The following is a 22,442-nucleotide window of genomic DNA, read 5'->3' on the forward strand; positions in this document are numbered from 1 at the left end:
AAGGAAGGGATACGGGCTTTGCCCTCCCTTCCTTCTTCGTTCATGGAGCATGGGATGCGTATCGTCTACACGATCCCTTGGGACATCATGGCGTCGGCGACTTTCTTGAAGCCCGCGATATTCGCGCCCGCGACGTAGTCGCCCGGCTTGCCGATCTCGTTGGCCGCATCGTCGGCCGCGTGGAAGATATCGACCATGATGCTCTTGAGTTTCGCATCGACCTCGTCGAACGTCCAGGAGAGGCGCTCGGAGTTCTGGCTCATCTCGAGTCCGCTCGTGGCGACGCCGCCTGCATTGGAGGCCTTGCCGGGAACGAATGCGACGCCGGCCTCCTGAAGGTGCGCGGTGGCCTCGAGGGTCGTCGGCATATTGGCGCCTTCGGCCACGACGAGGGTGCCGTTTTTCGCAAGCGTTTCGGCATCTTCGAGGAAGAGCTCGTTTTGGGTTGCGCAGGGCAGGGCGATGTCGCAGGGAACGTTCCACACGCCGCGGCCTTCATGGTACGTGACGCCCTCCACGCGCTTCGCGTATTCGGAAATGCGGGCGCGCTCGACTTCTTTGACCTGCTTGATAACGGAAACGTCGATGCCGGCGGGCGCTTCGATCCAGCCCGTCGAATCGCTCATCGTGACGACCTTGGCACCGAGCTGCTGGGCTTTCTCGGCAGCGTAGATGGCCACGTTGCCGGATCCGGAGATATCGACGGTCTTGCCGTCGAAGGTCTCGCCACGCTGGGCGAGCAGCTCTTCGACGAGATACACGAGGCCGTAGCCGGTGGCTTCGGTGCGCGCGAGGGATCCGCCGAAGGAGAGGCTCTTGCCGGTCAGAACGCCCGACCACTCGTTGCGCAACCGCTTGTACTGGCCGAACATATAGCCGACCTCGCGGGCGCCGGTGCCGATATCGCCCGCAGGAACATCGGTGTCGGGGCCGATGTGGCGGAAGAGCTCGGACATGAAGCTCTGGCAGAACCGCATGACCTCCCCGTCGGACTTGCCCTTGGGATCGAAGTCGCACCCGCCCTTGCCGCCGCCCATGGGCAACGTGGTAAGGCTGTTCTTGAAGACCTGCTCGAAGCCGAGAAACTTCAGGATGGAAAGGTTGACGGAAGGATGGAGTCGCAGCCCGCCTTTGTAGGGGCCGAGCGCGCTGTTGAACTGAATGCGGTACCCACGATTGACCTGCACTTTACCCCGGTCATCGACCCAAGGGACGCGGAACTGGATGACGCGTTCGGGTTCGACGATGCGCTCGAGCAATGCGGCGTCCTGGTATTCGGGATGCGCGGCGAGGACGGGTTCGAGCGAGGCGAGCACCTCGGTGACGGCCTGGATGAACTCCGGCTGGTTCGGATCCTTCGCCTTGACCTGTTCGATGACGCGCTGCGCGTAGGTCATGATGCCTCCTTCTGTAGGAACGTATGGGAATACCGCATGCGGGGATGGATCTGCGCGGCATGGCGGTGTCGTCCATTGCTGACGGCATCATGGTATGCGGGGTTTGTTTCCCGTGCGTTTCCCATGCGTTTCTCGTGCGTTGAATCACGCTTCGTGCATTATTTCACGGAGCCACGGAGCCACGGAGCCACGGAGCCACGGAGCCACGGAGCCACGGAGCCACGGAACTCGTGCGGCGTGCGGATCCGTGTCGACGCAGTCTGCGCCGAACCCTCTTGTCGGCGCGCGACGATATAATGCTCGTTCGACCGATGCCTATCCGGCGCGCATGCGCCTTGGCGCGAAACGGAGGATCCTTCATGCATGTCGACATCTACAGCGACGGCTCTTCGCGGGGCAATCCGGGACCGGGAGGCTACGGCGCCATCTTGCGATTCGTCGATCCGTCGGGCGGCGTGCACCAAAAGGAGTTCTCGGGTGGATTCGAGCGCACCACCAACAACCGCATGGAACTGCTTGGGGTCATCGTGGCCCTCGAGGCGCTCAAAGCCCCGTGCGAGGTTGCGGTCTATACCGATTCCCAGTACGTCGTCAAGGCGTTCACCGACCGCTGGGTCGACGGTTGGAAACGTCGCGGTTGGAAGAATGCGAAGAAAGAGCCGGTCAAGAACCAGGATCTCTGGATGCGCCTCATCGCGGCGTCAGAGGGGCATCGCGTATCGTTTCACTGGGTGAAAGGCCATGCGGGCCATCCGGAGAACGAACGCTGCGACGAGCTTGCGACAACGGCCGCCGACGGGACGGATCGTCTCATCGACGAAGGATTCACCGACTGACCCTGCACGTGCGTGCGCTTCGACCGATTCGTTCGACCCGTCGCCGCAAATGCCGTTTTTGGGGCGTTCTTATCGTCGCGAGGTCCTACGATGAAGCTGTGATGGGTTGATATGCATCGGCACCAGGGACGGAGGGAGCAGCGCATGGCGAAGGACGGCGGCGTTTCCAATTCCTCGAGCATTCCAGCTGCACGCATCCTTCTTCCCGACGAAGCCGCTTTTCTCAATCATGTTCTCGACGAGCTGACGGATGCCGCCCTGCCGTGCGAAGCTCGGTCCGGCGCCTCCGCGCCGTCGTTCGCGCTCGGCCGCCCGGCGGCGGAAAGGCCGCGCAAATCCTGACGCCGCAATGAAAATCATGATGCAGCAATAAAGAAAGCCTCGTCTGCGACGAGGCTTTCTCGAGCGTTAGGGATGGATCCGCGCGTACGCGCCCGCTATTTCTCCCATGCGGCGAAGTCGACGGTGCGGCCTTCCTTCTTCCATTCGCGGTACTCGGCCGTGGCGGTAAGCACGACGTCGGAGGAAGAATTCAGCGCGGTCTCGCAGGAGTCCTGGACGACGCCGATGATGAAGCCGACGGCGACGACCTGCATGGCGATGTCATTATCGATGCCGAACAGCGAGCATGCGAGCGGGATCAGGAGCAGAGAGCCGCCCGGCACGCCCGAGGCTCCCGCGGCGCCGATGGCGGCGAGGGCAGACAGCAGAACGGCGGTCGGGATATCGGGGAACATGCCGGTCATCGTATAGTGCGCGGCCATGGCCATGACGGTGATGGTGACGGCGGCGCCTGCCATGTTGATCGTTGCGCCAAGCGGGATGGAGACGGAGTAGTTGTTCTCGTCGAGCTTGAGCTTGCGGCAGAGCTCCATGTTCACGGGGATGTTCGCGGCGGAGCTGCGGGTGAAGAACGCGGTGACGGCGGAGTCGCGCAGGGCGCGCAGGACGAGCGGATAGGGATTGATGCGCGCGGTGACCGCGACGATGATGGGATTCGTGACGAGCGCGATGAAGAACATCACGGCGACGAGGATGACGATCAGACGGCCGTATTCGGTGAAGATCTCGAGGCCGCTCGTGGACACGGCGGCGTAGACGAGGCCCATGATGCCGAACGGGGCGAGGTTGATGACCCAGAGCACGACCTTGATGATGGCGTCGGCGATGCTCTTGATGGTCTCGCGTGTGCCGGCGGGCGCGACGCGCAGCGCGACACCGATAAGGACGGACCAGGTCAGAATACCTATGTAGTTCGCGTTCGCGATTGCGGCGACAGGATTGGCGACCATGTTGGTAAGCAGCGTGGTCAGGACTTCGCCGATGCCGGACGCGGGCGTCTGCTCGATTCCCTCGGCGACGACGAGCGTGAGCGAGGTCGGGAAGGCGTAGCTGGCGAGCACGGCCACGAGCGCGGCAACGAAGGTGCTGATGAGGTAGAGGACGACGACGGTCTTCATGTTGCCTGCGGACTTGGCGTTCGCAAGCGCGCTCATGACGAGGAAGAAGACGAGGATCGGGGCGACGGCCTTCAATGCGCCGACGAAGATCGTGCCGAGCAGCGCGACGACGGGCCCGACGGCGCCGTCGGGGGAGATAGTGAGGCCGAGCACCGCGCCAATGGCCAAGAAGATGAGGATGCGCAGGATAAGGCTGCTGTCCATCCATTTCTGCCAATACTTCTGCATATTGACATCCTTTCAGGTGAGGATGGTCAAAGCTCTCCGGACCCTTCCCTGCGCCTGGAGAGCTCGCCACCGGCCGATAATGTTTTTCGAATCCTACTCGGATGGGCTCCGGGGGTTTCAACGGCGTCGGACATACGGCGCGTTTCATGGGGCAAACGTACGTTTTCGCAGGCGCTGTGGATGCTTGATGATGCCGGAGACGCGTGCGGGGAGCGCACGGGCGCCCCGTTGCTATACTCGACGCATGGCCGAATCCACGAACATCGCCGCGTCCGCGCACGGCATCGCACCCGAGACGCTCGCGCGCATCAAACGCGAGCTCGACAGCGTCCCGACGCGTCCGGGAGTCTATCTTTGGAAGAACGCCGCGGGCGAGGTCATCTACGTCGGCAAGGCCAAGCAGCTGCGCGCACGCATGCGCCAGTACGTGAACTTCCAGGACGACCGCGCTAAGATCCCGCTTCTCGTCGCCCAGATCGACACGTTCGAATACATCGTCGTGGAAAACGAGCACGAATCGCTCGTCTTGGAGAAGAACCTCATCAAACAGTACGCCCCCTTCTTCAACGCCGACTTCAAGGATGACAAGAGCTACCCGTTCATCGCGCTTACCAAAGGCGATGTGTTTCCCGCGATCAAATACACGCGCGAGAAGCACGTGGCGACGACGCGCTATTTCGGTCCCTACACCGATGGCCGCGCAGCGCGAAGCCTGGTGGACATCGCCCGCAAGCTCGTGCCCGTCTGCGCCGCCCGCTGCGCTGAATGGCGTCGCATGAACCGCAGGCTCGCCGCCGGCGATCTGGACGCCTTCCTCTCTGCGGAGGGCCTGCGTCCCTGCTTCGACGCGCACGTCGGCTTAGGTCCGGGCCCGTGCTGCGGCCGCATCACGCCCGAGGGCTACCGCAGAAACGTCGAACGCATCGAGAAGTTCCTTTCGGGAAGCCATGCCGAGTTCGTCCGCGAGCTGACCGACGAGATGCATGCGGCGGCGGCCGAGCTCGACTTCGAGCGCGCCGCGCGCATGAAGGCGCGCATCGACACCGTGAACTCGCTTACGGATCGGCAGCATGCCGTGTCCGCCCGCAATCTCGATGCCGACGTCGTCGGCATCGCGCGCGAAGAGACCATCGCCGGCGTCCATGTCTTCATGGTGCGCGAGGGGCGCATCATCAACGGAAACGAATTCGTGCTCGACAAAGGCCGCGACATACCCGACGAGAACCTCCTGCACGACTTCCTGCTGCGCTACTACGACGCCACGACATCCATCCCGCGCGAAGTCATCGTCGATTGCGAGCTCGAAGACGCGGAGGCCGTCGAAGGATGGCTCACCGGGAAGCTCGCGAGCGTCCACGGCGCGCGCGTGCGTATCACGGTGCCCCGGCGCGGCGAGAAGTCGGAGCTGCTCGCGCTGGCGCGGCAGAACGCGGGGCATACCCTCAACCGCTACAAGGTCCGCACCAATTACGAGGACAAGCGCGTCAACGCGGCGCTCCTTCAGCTCGAAAGCGCCCTGGCGCTCGACGGGCCCCCGATGCGCATAGAATGCTTCGACATCTCCACCATCCACGGCAGCTACACGGTCGCGTCCATGGTCGTCTTCACCGACGGCAGGCCCGACACGAACCAGTACCGTCGCTTCAAGATCAAGACGCCTCTCGACGAGGCGAACGACTTCTTGAGCATGAAGGAGGTCATCGGCCGCCGCTATGCCCCCGAGCGCATGGCCGACGAGCGTTTCGGGAAGAAACCCGATCTGCTCATCCTCGACGGCGGCTTGCCTCAGCTCAACGCCGTGCTCGACCAATTCGCCGACATGGGCATCGACGACATCCCGGTGTGCGGCCTCGCCAAACGGGACGAGGAGCTCTTCGTGCCTTGGCAATCGACGGGTCCCGTGGTGCTGCCGGGCGGATCGGCATCGCTGTACCTGGTCAAGCATGTGCGCGACGAGAGCCATCGCTTCGCCATCGCCTTCCATCGCGAACTGCGCGGCAAGGGCATGACGAAGTCCGTTCTCGACGACGTCGCAGGGCTCGGCCCCGTGCGCAAGAAGGCGTTGCTCAAGGCCATGGGCGGATTCACACGCCTGCGCGCGGCGTCGCTCGACGACATCCTTGCCGTCCGCGCCGTTCCCGAAGAGGTCGCACGCGAGGTCTTCGCGGTGCTTGCGCAGTATAATTCCGTCAGGAACAACGATATCTCGGAAGGCATCGGCGTGTCTTCCGACGAGCCGTCCGACGCCGCTTCGGCGACGGCGTAGGAAAGGAAGGGGTGCACGATGGGCGAATCCGCATCCGATCTCGTGATCATCTCGGGGATGAGCGGCGCCGGCCGCACCGAGGCCATGCATGCCTTCGAGGACCTCGGGTACTTCTGCATAGACAATCTGCCTGCCTGCCTGATAGGCGACCTGATCGCGTCCATGGAGCGCCGCGGAGACGGCGAGACGCGTCTCGCCGTGGTGTGCGACGCCCGCAACCAGGAGTTCTTCGTCGATCTGGTCGATGAGCTCGCGACGTTGCGCGAAGAGGGACGCGCCTATCGCGTGCTGTTCCTCGATGCGTCCGACGACAAGCTCGTCGCGCGTTACAAGGCGAGCCGCCGCCGGCATCCGCTCTGCTCGGAGGGCATGACGATCGCCCAGGGCATCGTACAGGAACGTGCGCTCCTCTATCGTTTGCGCGAGATGTCGCAGGATGTCATCGACACGACGGACCTTCTGCCCATGCAGCTGCGCAAGCGCATTCGCGACATCTTCTCCGTCGGCACCGATCGGGACGGGCTCGCGGTCACGGTGTACTCGTTCGGCTTCAAGCACGGAGCGCCCATCGACGCGGATATCGTCATCGACGTGCGCTTCCTTCCCAACCCGTACTATATCGACGCGCTGAGGCCCCTGACCGGGCTCGATGCCGCCGTGCGCGACTACGTCATGTACGACGAGGAGACGCTCGAGTTCGTCTCGCGGTGGAAGGATCTGCTGTCCTGCGTCATGCCCGGCTATGTGAAGGAAGGCAAGCAGCAGCTGGCCATCGCCGTCGGCTGCACGGGCGGGCAGCATCGCAGCGTCGCCCTCGCCGAGGCGACGGGCGATTTCCTGCGCGGCGCGGGGTACCGCGTGAGCGTGTCGCATCGCGATCTCTCCCTCGCGCATACGGATGCGCGCGGGGCTTCGGCCGATGGCAACGGTGACGCACGATGAGCGCAGGCTCGCCGTTTTTCCAGGATCCGGCGCAGACCGCGGCGTTCGCGCGTTTATCGGCCAAGCTTTCGGCACGGCCCCATGGCGAGGCGTCGCCCCTGAAGGCGGTCGTGATCGGGGGAGGCACCGGCGCTCCTGTCTCCATCCGCACGCTCTTGAGCCTGGATGCCGAGGTGTCGGCCGTCGTCGCGATGGCCGATGACGGCGGCTCGACCGGCGTCATTCGCGAAGAGGCGGGTTCGCTTGCGCCGGGCGACATCCGCAAGTGCCTTGTCGCGATGGCGCGCGATCACGACGATCCGCTGACGCGCGCGTTCAAATACCGGTTCGCGTTCGCCGGCGACCATGCCCTCGGCAATCTCATGCTCGCAGCCCTCGAAGACGCCACGGGGTCGTTCCCGCGCGCGATCGAGATCTGCGAGGGGATCCTCGAGGCGCGCGGCCACGTGTTCCCCTCGACGCTCGACCCCGTCGTGCTCACGGCCGTGACGCGCGACGGCGACGCGCTCACGGGACAGGCGCAGGCCGGCGCCTCGACGTGCGCGCTGGGGCGCGTGTCGCTTAGCTCCGAAGGATCGATCGAGGCCTACCTTCCGGCGCTTCGTGCGATCGAAGAGGCCGATCTCGTCGTGCTGGGCCCCGGATCCCTGTACACCTCCATCATCCCGAACCTGCTCGTTCCCGGCATCGTCGACGCCATACGTGCGTCGTCGGCCACGACGGTCTTCGTCTGCGCGGTCGCCGATGTGCAAGGCGAGACGCGGGGCATGCGCGCCGTCGACCACTATCGCGCCTTGGCGTCGCACGGCATGGAAGGGCTTGTCGACTACATGCTCGTCCATAGCGCCACGCCGCTTTCCCCCGGCGCATGCGCGACCGTCGAAAACGACGTGGAGGCCGTCGGCCTGACGTATGACGAGGCGGTCGAGCTGCAATCCGAGGGCGTCGTCGTCCTTGTGCGCGACCTCGCCGATCACATGCATCCGACCTGGCATTATCCGGAAGCGTTACGTGAAGCGTTCTGCACGGTCCTCGACATCGACGAGCGTCGCTCGGCGCGCGTCTTCCGATCCTGAGGCGTTCGGCCATGTCGTTCACGTCGGATGTCAAAGACGAGCTCGCGCGCGTCGAACCCTCCTGCAGCCATTGCGCCCGCGCGACGCTCGCCGCGCTCGTGCGCATCGAGGGCACCCTGCTCATCATGGGAAAGGGAAGGCGCGGCCTGGAGATATCGACGGAGGTCGGTCCCGTCGCCCGCTTCGTCATCCGGTCGCTTCACGGCATGTACGATTTCAAGACCGAGCTCACGGCGCGCCGCAGCGTCCTGCACGACACGCCCAATTTCCTCATCACGGTGCCGCCGCAGCCGGGGCTCGACGATGCGCTCGTCGATCTGGGCGTTCTGGGCGATGCGGGCCTTGAGAGCGGCATCGCGCCGCACCTCGTCGAGAAGACCTGCTGCAGCGCCGCATACGTGCGCGGCGCCTTCCTCGGCCGCGGGTTCATCGCCGATCCGCGCGGCGATTTCCACTTCGAGATCACGGTCGAGAACGAAACGCTTGCCGGCGAGCTCGTCGCCCTCATGAACCGCCATTCGATGAACGCGCATGTCCTCAAACGCCGCAACTCGTTCATCGTCTATATGAAAAGCGGCCCGTCCATCTTGGCGTTCCTTGCGTTCACGGGCGCGCATCAAGGCGCGCTTTCCATGGAAAGCGAGCGCGTGCGCAAGAGCGTGCGCAACGATATCAACCGCAAGATCAATGCGGAGATCGCGAACCAGGCGAAAAGCGCCGCGTCGGCGGTCGATCAGATCGTGAGCATCCGCAAGATCGTGGAGAGCGGCAAGGTCTCGTCGCTCTCGCCGGGCCTTCAGGAATTCGTGTACCTGCGTCTTCATAATCCGAACGCCTCGCTCAAGGAGCTGGGGGAGAAGGCCAGCCCGCCGCTTTCGAAATCGGCGGTGTATCATCGCGTGCGCAGGCTCGAGGACATCGCCCGAAAACTGTAGCGCCCACGCCGCCTGTGCGTATCGTCTGGGCTTTCGTTCGGACCGTTTGTCCGCAGATGCGGTATCGACTAAAATTATGCAGTTAAACGCGATGCGCCGCCTCATCGGCGCCTCATGATCGAACGCTTCCGCAGGCCTGAAGACGGCCGCGGTTTGAAGGACGCGCATGCGACCGGGCATGCGCATCGAGCAAAGGAGAACTCGTTTGAGCAATGAACCGAAGGGCCGGGAGGCCCGATCCCAGGAACCGTCCTCGCAGAAGGGGTCCGGCGCATCGCGCGAGCGGCGCCGCCGCACGCAGGCTAGCAAGCACGTGACCATCGATGCGAAGCGTCCGCATATCACGCGCGGCGCCCAGGCCGCCGAGATGCCGTTCGAAAAGGCGCGCACGCGCAATGCCGGCCGCGCCGGCGGCGTCAAGAAGGATTCTTCCGCCAGGCTCGACATCATCCCGCTCGGCGGGCTCGACGGCATCGGCAAGAACATGACGGCCTTCGTGTGCGGCGACGACATGATCCTCGTCGATGCGGGCCTGATGTTTCCCGACGACAACCATCCGGGCATCGACCTCATCCTTCCCGATTACACCTACGTCCTCGAGCATGAGGACAAGCTGCGCGGCATCATCATCACGCATGGGCACGAAGACCATACGGGTTCGCTGCCGTATCTTATGAAGGACCTTTCCCGCAAAGTGCCGATCTATGCGACGAAGCTCACGCTCGGCCTGATCGAGGGGAAGTTCGCCGAGCATCGCGTGAAGGCGCGCCTGTGCGAGATCCATGCCGGCGACGAGATGAAGCTCGGCAGCTTCCTGATCGATTTCTTCGCCGTGAACCACTCCATTCCCGGCGCGGTCGGCGTCTTCATGCAGACGCCCGCCGGCAACGTCATGCATACGGGCGATTTCAAGCTCGACCAGACGCCGATCGACGGCGTCCACACCGATTTCGCCGCGCTCGCGCGCTTCAGCGAGATCGGCGTCGATCTGCTGCTATCCGACTCCACGAATTCGATGAAGTCATCCTTCACGCCTTCCGAGGCCGAGGTGGGCAAGGCGCTGCGTTCCATCATGGCGAACGCCACCGGGCGCGTGATCATCGCGAGCTTCGCGAGCCACATCCATCGCCTTCAGCAGATCGCCGACGCCGCCGTCGCCAACGGCCGCAAGGTCGTCGTGACCGGCCGCTCCATGATCCAGAACACCGATATCGCGCGCCGCCTCGGCTATCTTCATATCGCCGACGACAACCTGCTCGACGCCTACGACCTCAAGGATCTGCCGCCCGAGCGCGTGGTCATCATGTGCACCGGCAGCCAAGGCGAGCCGCTCTCGGCGCTCGCGCGCATCGCGAACGGCGAGCATCGCACGATCGACATCGACCGCGGCGATACCGTCATCATCTCCGCCACGCCCGTGCCCGGCAACGAGAAAGCCGTCACGCGCGTCACGAACTCGCTCGCCAAGATCGGCTGCGACGTGTACGACAAGTCGCGCGCCCTCGTGCACGTTTCGGGACATGCAGGCGCCGAGGAGCTCAAGATCGTGCTCTCCATCGTGAAGCCCAGGGCATTCATGCCCGTTCATGGCGAAGCCGCCCACCTGCGTGCGCACGCCCGTCTGGGCGAGGCGGTCGGCGTCGATCCTCGTAATATCTTCATCTGCGAAAACGGCGACACGTTGACGCTCACGACCAACGGCGTCCGTCGCGGCGAGCCTGTCGAGAGCGGCATCGTGTTCGTCGACGGGCTGTCGGTCGGCGACACGACGCGCGACGTCCTCGACGAGCGCACGACGCTTTCCGAGTCCGGCCTGGCATCCATCGCCTGCGCCGTCGATCCGAAGGGCCGCAAGGTCCTCGGCGACGTCCGCGTCGAGATGCGCGGCATCACTGGCGGCGACGTGTCTCGCCTGCGCTCCGAGGCCGTCTCGTGCGTCGAGGGATCGCTGCGTCGCGGCCTCGAGCGCGGCAAGCGCGGACGCGATCTGGAAAAGCTTCTGAAGGATGCGCTGCTTTCTTTGCTGTGGGAACGCACCAAGCAGCGCCCGATGGTCATCGCGTCCATCATCGAGCCGTAAGGCCCTTTGCGTTTACTCGCGTCCTGCCCGGCCATGCGGGCGGGACGCTTCGCCGATGCGCGTCGGGGCGATGCGCGCTTCGGCCGTCCGTCAACCGTCACCAAGGAGCGTTTCGTGGCACAGGCCCCCAAGACGACCGCCAAAGAAAAGGCTTCGGCTCAGAAGAAGCCCTCGTCGGGCGATGAGAAACGCGTGCCTCTGAAGAAGGCCCGGCAGTCCTCCGCCGACCGCAAGGCGCAGACCTCCGAGCGCGATGAGGCGCCGGTCATCCTCGACGCGCGCACGAAGCGCGATATCGCGGGCGTGGTGCTCGCGGTATGCGCGATCGCGCTCCTCCTGACCATGATCCTGCCTCCTTCGGGCATCGTCACGTCGTTCCTCAACGATTCCATCCGCCTCGTTCTGGGCTTCGGATCGTTCCTGCTGCCGTTCCTGCTTGGCGCGATCTGCGCATGCCTGTTCGTCCGCACGGACAAGCGCTATTTCGCGCTGCGCGTCGGCGCGGGGCTTTCGCTCATGATCGTCGCGCTGCTCGCCCTGCTCGCGCTTTTCACGCCTCAAGGCGATGCGAGCGCGGCGATGTTCTCCGCCGCCGAGCTGTCCGCACGCGGGGGCTATGTCGGCGCCGGCATCGCCTGGGCGCTGCTCAAGCTCTTCGGGCGCGCGGTGGGCGCCATCTTCCTCGCGGGCGTCCTCATCGCCGGCGCCGTCGTCATCGGGTTTTCCATATCCGACGTCGTCGATAAGGTCCGCGATGCCGCCGCCGACCGCGCACGGCGCCGCCGCGAAGACGAGGAGGCCGACCTTTCGCTCTTCGCGACGCCGCCGGTCGCGGGGGTTCCCATGGGAGCGGACGCTCCGATCGAGGATCGCTCGGTCGACGAGCTTCTCGCCCGCGTCGAGACCTCGGCCATATCCGACGGCGCCCGACATCGCGGGACGGAATCGTCGCGTGCTGCCGCCGCATGCTCGCGCGCGCATGCCGCCGATGCCGAAACGTCGAAGGCAGGGACGGGAACGCCGGGTGAATTCCTTGCACCCACGCGCGTCGCGGCGGAAGGGCCCGGCATCGCGGCGTGCGCAACGTCTCGTCTCGAACCCGCAGGTCGCGTGCCGCGCGATCTGTCCCGGCCCCGCCGCGCCACGATGACGATTCGCGAGCGTGCGCGCGAAGGATTCGATGGCCGGGCTCGATCGGTCGATGAATACTGGCCGGGGGAATACTCTTTCGACGACGGCATGGGTTCAACATCCGATGCCGATCGGCACGCTTCCTCGGCGTCGCCGACGCATGCCTTCGACGTCCCGTTCGACGAGGACGGCGCAGCCGATGCCGCCTCGTTCGGCGAATTCGTCGCCCCGACGCGCTCCGAGGCGCGCGCGCAGGCGTCCGGCATGACGCGCCGCCTGTCCCATGCGCCGGCCGAACCGTCCGGACAGGGGCCGGGCGACGTTCCGACGACGCGGCTGTCCGCAGAACCAGAGGCGAAGCGCGCCTCTTCGTCGAAGCGGCGCAAGCCGAAGGCCGCCGCGACGGGATCTTCCTCGGGGGAGAAGCGCGGCGATTTCGTCCTTCCCGGTTCGGGTCTCATCCGCCGCACGACGCGCGCGACGAAGGCCGACGAGGCCTCGCTTCGCCAGACGGCGGTCGATCTGCAGGGAACGCTCGAAGACTTCGGCGTCTTCGCCGAGGTCGTCGACTGGATTGCGGGTCCGACGGTGACGCTGTTCAAAGTGTCGTTGCCTAACGGCGTGCGCGTGAGCAAGGTCACGAACCTCGTGGACGATATCGCGCTGTCCCTTGCATCGTCGGGCGTGCGCATCTTCGCGCCCATCCCTGGAACCACCTATGTCGGCATCGAGGTGCCGAATCGGGTTCGTCAGGACGTGCTGCTCGGCGACGTCCTTAAATTCGCGAAGGGCGGGCCGCTCACGGTCGTCATCGGAAAAGACGTCGAAGGCCATGCGATCCTGTCCGACCTCGCCGCCATGCCGCATATCCTCATCGCCGGCACGACGGGTTCGGGCAAGTCCGTCGCCATCAACGCCATGATCATGTCGATCCTGATGCGTGCGACGCCCGACGAAGTCCGCTTCATCATGGTCGATCCCAAGCGCGTCGAATTCACGCCGTACGACGGCATTCCGCATCTCTATGTGCCGGTCGTGAACGAATGCAAGGAAGCCTCCAGCGCCCTTGCCTGGGCCGTCGCCGAAATGGAGCGCCGTCTGAAGGTGCTCTCCAAGGCGGGGGTGCGCAACATCGGACAGTACAACGAGAAGATCAGGAACGGCACGCTCGACGAAGATGCGCGGGATACGTTCGGCGACGATCAGGACGATCCGTCCAAGATCATGCCGTACATCGTGATCGTGATCGACGAGCTCGCCGACCTCATGATGAACGTCGGCAAGGAAGTCGAGATGTCGATCAGCCGTCTGGCCCAGCTCGCGCGCGCCGCCGGTATCCATATGATCATCGCGACCCAGCGTCCCTCCGCGAATGTCGTCACGGGTCTCATCAAGGCGAATATCACGAATCGCATGGCGCTCACGGTCGCGTCGGGCATCGACAGCCGCGTGATCCTGGACGAGACCGGCGCAGAGAATCTGATAGGGCATGGCGACATGCTGTACGGCAAGCCGGAATATCCCAAGCCGGTCAGGCTCCAGGGCTGCTATGTCTCGAACGAGGAGATAGAAACGGTCGTCGAATTCCTCAAGGCCCAGGGCGAGCCCGAATACCATAACGAGATCCTCAAGACGAACCTCATCGGCATCGGGCAGTCGGCATCGGATGGATCGGGCGGAACATCGACGTCCGTCGATCCTCTTATCTGGGAGGCCGCGGACATCGTGGTCTCGAGCGGCATGGGATCCACGTCCAATATCCAACGCCGCCTGAGCGTGGGCTATTCGCGCGCGGGCCGTATAATGGACATGCTCGAGGAAAAAGGCGTCGTCGGTCCTCCGAACGGCAGCAAGCCGCGCGAAGTGCTCGTCGACGAGCTCGAGCTTGAATCCTTGAAGGCATTCGAAGAACATGACGCTAACGATTCGTACGGGTTTTAAAGGAGTGGTCCCACGTGGCTGACAACCTTCGATTCGGCGCGATCCTGCGCGATGCGCGCGAGAGCGCGGGGGAGGATCTGGTCTCCGTCGCGCGTCGCATCCGCATCCGCCCCGATATCCTCGAGTGCATCGAGGACTCCGATCTGGCGAGCATGCCGCCGCGCGGCTATTCCCGCAACATGATCAACGCATACGCGCGCTACCTCGGATTGAACCCGACCGAGATCGTGAAGATGTATCTCGACGCCCAGCACGAATTCCAGCTCGAATCGGCTCGTTCGAGCATCCGTCCGTCCGGCATCAACATGGATTCGGGGCGCACGCGTCGCGAGCGGCGCGCCGAGGCCGATACCGTGGGCGTCGGTCCGTCGCGCGCCTCTCATCGCAACGGCGCCTTCGACGAGCTTTTCCCGAGCTACGACGAGGCGGGCGGCCGCGCATATGGCGGCGGAGGCTACGGATCGTCCGGAGCGGGCGCCTATGCCTCGCGCGCCCATGTCGGTTCGTCGCGTGACGCGCTTGCGGAGGATCCCCTGCGCGGCGCCTCGTTCGGATCCGCCGATTCCACGCGGCGCATCGGGTCGGTGCACGTCGGTTCGTACAACGGCTACGGCGACGGATTGTCTCGCTGGCAGGCCCGTTCCGTCCAGGATGCGGGAAGCACGCGCGCCATGGCTCCCGTGCGCGAGCGCCGTTCCGTGCGTGCGTCGTCCGGCCGGATGGACGGCATCTACGCCGGCGCCTCGTCTTCGGCAGGGGGTTTTCTCGACGGGTGGCGCGATCGTCTGCCGTTCATCGTCGCGGGCGTCGCGATTCTCCTGCTCATCGTCCTCGTCGCCGTCGTCGTGCGTTCGCTCGGCGCGCCCGCTCAGCCCGAGCAGCAGACCACGATGAACATCACCGGCTTGCCCGAGGCCGCTTCCTCGTCCGATTCCTCGGATTCGTCATCCGCGTCCACGGCGTCGAGCTCCGATGCCGCGACGAAGCCCTCGGCTCCGGCCGAGGCCGCTCCCACCAAGACCACGATCGAGTTCTCCGTCGCCGACGGGCAGACGGCCTACGTCGAAGTCTACGAGGGCACCACGCTTTCCGACGGAGGCGCGCCCACGTTGGCGCAAACCCTGACCGGACCGTATTCGTCGACCTACGACGTGGATTCCGTGCTTCAGTTCACCACGACGAACCCCGATGCGATCACGCTGACGCAGGACGGCAAGAAGGTGAGCTTCGAGGAAAACGCGAGCGGCGTGTATACGGTCACGTTCAAGTTCGCCGATGTGCTCGCGGCATGGAACGAAGCGCACGGCGGATCGAACGCGTCCGCGTCTTCCGCCGATGCCTCGACGTCCGGCTCCGGAAAGGGCGCAGCCTAAGAAGGGTTCTGCCGATTCGGCAGAAATGCCCGCGCGATGCGCGCGGCGAAGGCGGTCTCGGCGCATACTGTACGGTCAGATTCGCACGCACGACGGGCGGCTCTTCGGGAGCCGCCTTTTGCACGGAAAGGAAGCGATCCCCATGGCCAAGGAATTCAATTTCGACGTCGTCTCGAGCGTTGACATGCAGGAAGTGGACAATGCCTTCCAGCAGGCCCGACGCGAGCTGTCCCAACGCTACGACCTCAAAGGGTCCGGTGCCGAGGTCGAGCTCGACAAGCAGGCCAAGCGCCTCATGGTCAGCGCTCCGAGCGATTTCGTTTCCAAGCAGGTCATCGATGTCATATCCAGCAAGCTGGTCAAGCGCGGCGTCGATCTGGGGGCCGTCGCGTGGGGTACGCCCCAGCCGGCTGCCGGCCAGAGCGTTCGCGTCTTCGGCGATATCGTCGACGGCATAGACAAGGAATTCGCGCGCACGATCAGCAAGGACATCCGCGACTCCAAGATCAAGGCCAAGGTCGCCATCGAGGGCGACAAGCTTCGCGTGACCTCTTCATCGAAGGATGCGCTGCAGGATGTCATCGCATATCTGAAGGGCAAGTCGTACGACCAGCCCATTCAGTTCACGAACTACCGATAAGGGGTCGCACGTGTCGAACATCGATGTCGCAACCAAGGTATCGGATGCGTCCGAACGCCTCGGCGTGTCGTTTCTGACGCTTGGCTGCGCGAAGAACGAGGTCGACACCGCCGACATGAAGCGCGCGGTGGTCTCGGCCGGATTCGGCGTCGTCGACGATCCCGGGCAGGCCTCCGCCGTCGTCGTGAACACCTGCTCGTTCATCCAGACGGCCATCGAGGAAAGCATCGATGCCATTCTCGAGGCCGCCGCGCTCGACAACGTCGCGCGCGGCGATGCCAAGCTCATCGTGTCGGGGTGCCTGCCCTCCCGTTTCGGCGCCGACCTCGAGACCGAGCTTAAGGAGGCGAGCGCATTCGTTCCGTGCGCGGGCGAAAGCGACATCGCCGACGTGCTCGAATCCCTGTTCGGGCCTCAGCCCGAACCGGACGCGGCGCTCGGGGCGCACCTGTTCGACGGCAATGCGGCCGCATACGTCAAGATCGGCGACGGATGCGATCATTTCTGCTCGTTCTGCTCCATTCCCTACATCCGCGGGCGCTATCGCAGCTTCATGTACGAACGCATTCGCGAAGCCGTGGCGCGGCAGGTCTCGTACGGCGTGCGCGAGATCACGCTCATCGCGCAGGATACCGGGAGATGGGGGTGCGACCTTGAGGGCGATCGCACGTTGGCGTGGCTGATCGATGCCCTGGCATCCGAATTCGCCGACACCTGGTTCCGCGTCATGTATCTCGAACCCGAAGGGGTCACCGACGAGCTGCTCGACGTGATGGCTTCGCGGCCGAACGTCTGCCGGTACCTGGATATTCCCGTGCAGCATGCCTCCGAACGCGTGCTCGTATCCATGCGACGTTCAGGCGACGCGCGGCGCTTTCTCGATCTGTTCGCCCATGCGCGAGAGCGCATCGAGGGCATCGCGATGCGCACGACGGTCATCGCAGGATTTCCCGGAGAGACCGACGAGGATTTCTCCGCGCTTCTCGATTTTCTCGAACAGGCTGATCTCGACTACGTCGGGGTCTTTCCCTATTCACGCGAGGACGGAACCCGTGCGGCGCGCATGGAGGGCCAGATCGATGAGGAAACGAAGCTCGCACGCGCCCAAGAGGTCCGCGATCTGTGCGATGCGCTCGCCTTCTCCCGCGTGTCTTCGCGCATCGGCGACGTGATGGACGTCGTCGTGCTCGGGCAAGAGGAAGACGGCCGGGTCTATGGCCGCGCGATGTGCCAGGCTCCCGAAGTCGACGGCGTCGTCTATCTCGACGGCGGTACGGCGGGAGATGTCGTCAAGGCGCGTATCGTCGATACGCTCGCATACGAGATGGAAGGTGAGATCGTCCATGGCTGACGCGACGCATGCCAACGAGAACATCAAGACGCCCTCGAACGTCATCACCATCGTCCGCATCCTGCTCGTCCCCGTCTTCGTGGTCGCCATCCTCAGTCCTTGGACCGAATGGGTCGGTTTCGGCTCTGCGGATTGGCAGAGCTGGGTCGCCGCCGCGATCTTCATCCTTATATCCTCTACGGACTGGCTCGACGGGTACCTGGCGCGCAAGCGCAACGAAGTCACCGATTTCGGCAAGTTCCTCGATCCTCTGGCCGATAAGATCCTCGTCATGGCGGCGCTGCTGGTCTTGATAGAGCTCGGTTCTCTTCCGAGCTGGATCGTGCTCGTCATCGTGGCGCGCGAGTTCATCGTATCCGGCGTGCGCATGGTCGCCGCGAGCAAGGGCGAGGTCATCGCCGCATCGTATCTCGGCAAGTTCAAGACCGTCTTCCAGATGGTCGCCATCGTCCTGTTCGTCGTGAAGGGCAGCGCGCCCATCGCGGGCATGGGTTCTTCGTTCGCGCTTGCCGTCAATGTGCTCGCCTGGGCCGTCATGGCCGTTGCGCTTATGCTGACGGTCGTCTCGATGGTCGATTATCTTTCCAAGGCGCGTCATCTGATCGGGTTTCGTCCGAAGGATCGGGGCGCGGACGAAAACGTCGCGACCGACATGCGAGGAGACGGCGAAACGCTGCCTGAGCGGGTCATCGAAGCCGCGAAGGCGGCCGGCATGCGCATCGGCACGGCGGAAAGCTGCACGGGAGGGCTGATCTCGGCGGCGTTGACGTCCGTGGCCGGATCGTCCGAGGTCGTATGGGGTTCGGTCGTCAGCTACTCCAACGATGTGAAGACGGCCCGCCTGGGCGTTTCGCCCGAAACGCTTGAGACGAAGGGCGCGGTCAGCGAAGAGACGGCCTGCCAGATGGCGGACGGCGCGCGTGCGGCCCTGGGCGTCAACGTCGCAGTCTCGGTCACCGGCATCGCGGGGCCGGGCGGGGCGGTTCCCGGCAAGCCGGTCGGCACCGTTTGGATCGGCGTGGCGAGCGATGCGGGAACGCATGCCGCGCTGCATCGCTTCGACGGCGACCGCGAAGACGTGCGTCGCGCTGCTGTGGATGCCGCGTTGGGCATGCTCCTGGCCTCCCTGGCGCAGCGCTGAACGCTCGAAGGCCAGGACGCGCTTCGTTCGGGTGCCGCAACGCAGCCGGCGGTCGACCGCCCGATCGGAAGCGGGCAAGGTTTTCGATGGATCCTTCGGGGAATCGGGGAGGAAAGGATCGCGTCTCGGGCAGGATCGGGCGCAAAGGCGATGGGGTTCGCAGCAATGCGTCGGCAGGTTCCATCTGCTTCAATAGGCGTGTCTCGGGTTGGCGGCCCCATGTATGCGGAAGCGCGTGCCGCAGCCCTTGACATAAGAACATATGTTCGTAATAATGCACTCGTTCTTCCAATGACAAGGCAAGGTAGGAGAATCCATGGCGCGAACGCAAGAGCCGAAGACGTACGACAAACCCGATTCCCTCAAGCTCACGACCGATCAGATCGAAAAGAAGTTCGGCAAGGGATCGATCATGAAGCTGGGCGAGGGGAGCAGCGATCTCGAGGTCGGCGTCATCCCGACCGGCGCGCTCGCGCTCGATGCCGCGCTCGGCATCGGCGGCGTCCCCCGCGGCCGCATCATCGAAATCTACGGCCCCGAATCAAGCGGCAAGACCACGCTGGCTCTTCAGATAATCGCAGAAGCCCAGGCGGCAGGCGGTATCGTTGCATTCATAGACGCCGAGCACGCCTTGGATCCGACCTATGCCGCGCGTCTCGGGGTGGATATCGACGAAGTCCTTATCTCCCAACCCGATTACGGCGAACAGGCCCTTGAGATCTGCGACATGCTCGTGCGCAGCAACGCCATCTCGGCCATCGTCATCGACAGCGTCGCGGCGTTGGTTCCCCGCGCGGAAATCGAAGGCGAAATCGGCGACGTGACCGTCGGAGCCCAGGCCCGCCTTATGTCGCAGGCGCTTCGCAAGCTCGCAGGCTCGCTCTCGAAATCCAATACGACGTGCATCTTCATTAATCAGCTGCGCGAGAAGATTGGCGTGTCGTTCGGCAATCCCGAGACGACGACGGGCGGTCGCGCGCTGAAGTTCTTCGCCAGCGTGCGCATCGACATCCGTCGCATCGAGACGCTTAAGAACAGGAACAACGAACCCGTCGGGAACCGCGTGCGCGCCAAGGTCGTGAAAAACAAGGTCGCTCCACCTTTCCACCAAGCCGAGTTCGATCTTATGTACGGAACCGGCATCTCGCGCGAAGGCTGCATCGTCGACATGGGCGTCGATGCGGGCGTCGTGCGCAAGAGCGGCGCGTGGTACACCTATGGCGAAGAACGTCTCGGCCAGGGCAGGGAAGCGGCGAAGGAGCTCCTGCGCACCAATCCCGATCTTCGCGATGAAATCGAGGCGAAGGTTCGTGACTTCTTCGATATCCCGCTCGTCGGTGCAACCGCGGACGCGTCTGCGGAATAGAAGGGGGACGAAGCATCGTGCCGTATGTCGGAGGCGATGAATTCCTCGGCGTCGCGCGCGAGCCGGTGACGCGCGATCCTTCCGAGGAAGAGTCGAAAGCGTTTTCCGCCGTTCTGCGCTTCCTTGCCGCACGCGATCGCTGCGCGGCGGACATGGATCGCAAGCTTGCCGATAAAGGATTCGATGCCGATACGCGCGCGTACGCCATCGAACGGGCGCAGGCATGCGGTCTTTTGGATGACGTGCGATATGCGGGGTCGTTCATCCGGATGCGCGTCGCGCAGTCGAAGGGCCGCATGCGTATTGAGCGCGAACTCGAGGAATCCGGTATCGCCCTTTCGGATGTTCCCGGTTGGCCGGATGATTTCTTCGGAGGCGAATCGGAAACCGATCGGGCCTATGCATCGCTTGTCGCGCGTCCTCCGCGTCGTTCCAGGGACGTGCGCGCGACGGCGTACCGCCGTCTTGTCCGGAAGGGGTTCGCTCCCTCCGCCGCGCGGTCGGCTGCATGCCGCTATGCTGAAAACGATGCATATTTTTCCAGGATGGACGAAGCATAGCGTACGCCGACGGTGTATCATGGAAAAGCTATGAGTGCTCGCATCGCTCGTTCGATGCTGTAACGATATTACATTTCGAATATCCTCTTTCGACAGGCGGTCTGACGCTCATGCTTCCCGTGCATCGCGCATGCATGGGAGACAGGTTGTGTTCATCCGCTTGAGAAAGGGGAAACCGATGTCGGCTTCACTGGCATTTTGGCTCGTGCTCGGGCTGGTCGTTGGCGTCGCTGCCGGTTTCATCATCACCCGTTTCGTGGCAAACTCCTCTACGAAGAAGGCGGCCGAGGAAGCCCGCCGCGTCGTCGACGACGCGCAGCGCCAGGCCGATACGCTTCGTCGCGAAGCAGTCGTGGAGGCCAAGGACGAGGTTTTGAAGATGAAGCAGGAGGCCGAGGCTGAAAGCAAGGAGCGTTTGCGCGAGGTGCGCGCGGCGGAAGGCCGCGTGAACCAACGCGAGGAATCGCTCGATCGCCGCGTCGAATCGCTCGATGCGCGCGAACATCAGCTCTCATCCCTCCAGGGGCAGATCGAACGGCGCGAGCGCGACGTCGTCGCGGCGCGCGAGGAAATCAGCCAAAGGCTCGAACAGGTCGCAGGCATGTCGCCCGACGAAGCGAAAGCAGAGTTGCTGGATACGCTCAAAGACGAGGTGACGCACGAAAGCGCCGCCATCATCCGCGAATCCGAGCAGCGCACGCGCATGGAAGCGGACAAGAAGGCCCGCGAGATCCTGAGCCTTGCGATCCAGCGCGTCGCCGCCGACCACTCTTCCGAGACCACGGTCAAAACGATCCATATTCCTTCCGACGACCTGAAGGGCCGCATCATCGGTCGCGAAGGTCGCAATATCCGTTCGTTCGAACAGATCACCGGCGTCAATCTGATCATCGACGACACGCCCGAGTGCATCACCATATCCTGCTTCGATCCGGTCCGGAGGGAAATCGGACGCGTCACGATGGAGAACCTCATCGCTGACGGCCGCATACATCCGGCGCGCATCGAAGAGATGTACGCGAAGGCCGAGAAGCTCGTGAATCAAGAGGTCCAAGAGGCCGGCGAGCAGGCGACCTTCGACTGTGGCATCCATGATTTGCATCCCGAGCTCGTGCGGACGCTCGGCCGTCTGCGGTATCGCACCTCGTTCGGCCAGAACGTCCTCAACCATTCGCTCGAGGTCGCCTACCTTTGCGGCGTCATGGCTTCCGAGCTCGGCTTGGATTCCACGCCGGCGAAGCGCGCGGGCCTTCTGCACGATCTCGGCAAGGCCGTCGACCATGAGGTCGAAGGCCCGCATGCCGTCATCGGCGCGGATCTCGCACGTCGATTCGGCGAACGTCCCGAAATCGTTCACGCGATCGAAGCGCATCATGCCGACATCGAGCCGAACACCGTGCTCGATGTGCTCGTTCAGGCTGCCGATGCGGTTTCGGCCGCGCGTCCCGGCGCGCGCAAGGAAAGCCTCGAGAGCTACGTGAAGCGTCTCGAGAAGTTCGAGGAGATCGCGAATTCCCACAAGGGCGTGGAACGTACCTACGCCATGCAGGCGGGTCGCGAAATCCGCGTCATGGTCGTTCCCGAAGAGGTTAACGAAGCCGCTTCCGTCGTGCTCGCGCATGACATCGCCAAGCAGATCGAAGACGAGATGCAGTATCCCGGCCAGGTCAAGGTCGTCGTCATCCGCGAAAGCCGCGCGGTCGATTACGCGAAATAGCC

The 22,442-nt window shown here is 64.1% G+C and carries 17 protein-coding genes; 15 read left to right on the forward strand and 2 right to left on the reverse strand.

What is annotated here, in order from left to right; genetic code table 11:
* Positions 1-65 precede the first annotated feature (65 nt).
* On the reverse strand, positions 66-1,397 hold the full coding sequence (gene gdhA, locus HMPREF1155_RS05840) for an NADP-specific glutamate dehydrogenase (protein ID WP_009078539.1): 1,332 nt from the start codon (positions 1,395-1,397) through the stop codon (positions 66-68).
* A 359-nt stretch (positions 1,398-1,756) separates the two neighbouring features.
* Between gdhA and rnhA the strand changes: the two genes are divergently transcribed.
* Complete coding sequence (gene rnhA, locus HMPREF1155_RS05845; RefSeq protein WP_009078595.1) at positions 1,757-2,233, forward strand: ribonuclease HI; 477 nt, start codon at positions 1,757-1,759, stop codon at positions 2,231-2,233.
* A 144-nt stretch (positions 2,234-2,377) separates the two neighbouring features.
* Positions 2,378-2,575 carry a hypothetical protein gene (locus tag HMPREF1155_RS05850; RefSeq protein ID WP_009078508.1) on the forward strand — a complete coding sequence of 66 codons (198 nt, stop codon included), beginning with the start codon at positions 2,378-2,380 and terminating at the stop codon, positions 2,573-2,575.
* Positions 2,576-2,670: 95 nt separating this feature from the next.
* On the opposite strand, the gene sstT is transcribed toward HMPREF1155_RS05850, so the two are convergent.
* Positions 2,671-3,921 carry a serine/threonine transporter SstT gene (gene sstT / locus HMPREF1155_RS05855; protein WP_009078362.1) on the reverse strand — a complete coding sequence of 417 codons (1,251 nt, stop codon included), beginning with the start codon at positions 3,919-3,921 and terminating at the stop codon, positions 2,671-2,673.
* Positions 3,922-4,165: 244 nt separating this feature from the next.
* Between sstT and uvrC the strand changes: the two genes are divergently transcribed.
* From uvrC to rny, 13 genes are all read left to right on the forward strand, one after another.
* Entirely contained in the window at positions 4,166-6,187 is a 2,022-nt protein-coding gene (uvrC, locus tag HMPREF1155_RS05860) for an excinuclease ABC subunit UvrC (protein ID WP_006361498.1), read from the forward strand.
* 18 nt (positions 6,188-6,205) lie between these two features.
* Complete coding sequence (gene rapZ, locus HMPREF1155_RS05865; RefSeq protein WP_009078331.1) at positions 6,206-7,129, forward strand: RNase adapter RapZ; 924 nt, start codon at positions 6,206-6,208, stop codon at positions 7,127-7,129.
* Positions 7,126-8,205, forward strand: coding sequence for a gluconeogenesis factor YvcK family protein (gene yvcK / locus HMPREF1155_RS05870; protein WP_009078484.1), 1,080 nt, complete (start codon positions 7,126-7,128; stop codon positions 8,203-8,205). Before rapZ ends, yvcK begins: the two co-directional genes overlap by 4 nt.
* An 11-nt stretch (positions 8,206-8,216) precedes the next feature.
* Positions 8,217-9,140 carry a DNA-binding protein WhiA gene (gene whiA, locus HMPREF1155_RS05875; RefSeq protein WP_006361495.1) on the forward strand — a complete coding sequence of 308 codons (924 nt, stop codon included), beginning with the start codon at positions 8,217-8,219 and terminating at the stop codon, positions 9,138-9,140.
* 178 nt (positions 9,141-9,318) lie between these two features.
* Positions 9,319-11,220, forward strand: a complete 1,902-nt coding sequence (locus HMPREF1155_RS05880; protein ID WP_039993487.1) for a ribonuclease J — start codon at positions 9,319-9,321, stop codon at positions 11,218-11,220.
* A gap of 33 nt (positions 11,221-11,253) precedes the next feature.
* Complete coding sequence (locus tag HMPREF1155_RS05885; protein WP_009078449.1) at positions 11,254-14,292, forward strand: DNA translocase FtsK; 3,039 nt, start codon at positions 11,254-11,256, stop codon at positions 14,290-14,292.
* A gap of 14 nt (positions 14,293-14,306) precedes the next feature.
* Positions 14,307-15,665, forward strand: a complete 1,359-nt coding sequence (locus HMPREF1155_RS05890) for a RodZ family helix-turn-helix domain-containing protein (RefSeq protein WP_009078464.1) — start codon at positions 14,307-14,309, stop codon at positions 15,663-15,665.
* Between the two features lie 142 nt (positions 15,666-15,807).
* Entirely contained in the window at positions 15,808-16,305 is a 498-nt protein-coding gene (locus tag HMPREF1155_RS05895) for a YajQ family cyclic di-GMP-binding protein (RefSeq protein WP_009078417.1), read from the forward strand.
* A gap of 10 nt (positions 16,306-16,315) precedes the next feature.
* The gene (gene rimO, locus HMPREF1155_RS05900; RefSeq protein WP_009078317.1) at positions 16,316-17,656 is read left to right on the forward strand and encodes a 30S ribosomal protein S12 methylthiotransferase RimO; all 1,341 of its coding nucleotides are present in this window, start codon (positions 16,316-16,318) and stop codon (positions 17,654-17,656) included.
* The gene (gene pgsA, locus HMPREF1155_RS05905; protein ID WP_009078765.1) at positions 17,649-18,797 is read left to right on the forward strand and encodes a CDP-diacylglycerol--glycerol-3-phosphate 3-phosphatidyltransferase; all 1,149 of its coding nucleotides are present in this window, start codon (positions 17,649-17,651) and stop codon (positions 18,795-18,797) included. Before rimO ends, pgsA begins: the two co-directional genes overlap by 8 nt.
* A 316-nt stretch (positions 18,798-19,113) precedes the next feature.
* Positions 19,114-20,163, forward strand: a complete 1,050-nt coding sequence (recA, locus tag HMPREF1155_RS05910; RefSeq protein WP_006361487.1) for a recombinase RecA — start codon at positions 19,114-19,116, stop codon at positions 20,161-20,163.
* 17 nt (positions 20,164-20,180) lie between these two features.
* Positions 20,181-20,723 (forward strand): regulatory protein RecX, encoded by a 543-nt coding sequence (locus HMPREF1155_RS05915; protein ID WP_009078157.1) that lies wholly within the window; start codon positions 20,181-20,183, stop codon positions 20,721-20,723.
* A 178-nt stretch (positions 20,724-20,901) separates the two neighbouring features.
* Positions 20,902-22,440: a ribonuclease Y gene (gene rny, locus HMPREF1155_RS05920; RefSeq protein ID WP_009078296.1), complete on the forward strand. Its 1,539-nt coding sequence runs from the start codon at positions 20,902-20,904 to the stop codon at positions 22,438-22,440.
* Positions 22,441-22,442: the final 2 nt, after the last annotated feature.

This window comes from Slackia sp. CM382 (assembly GCF_000293015.1).
Lineage (GTDB): Bacteria > Actinomycetota > Coriobacteriia > Coriobacteriales > Eggerthellaceae > Slackia > Slackia exigua.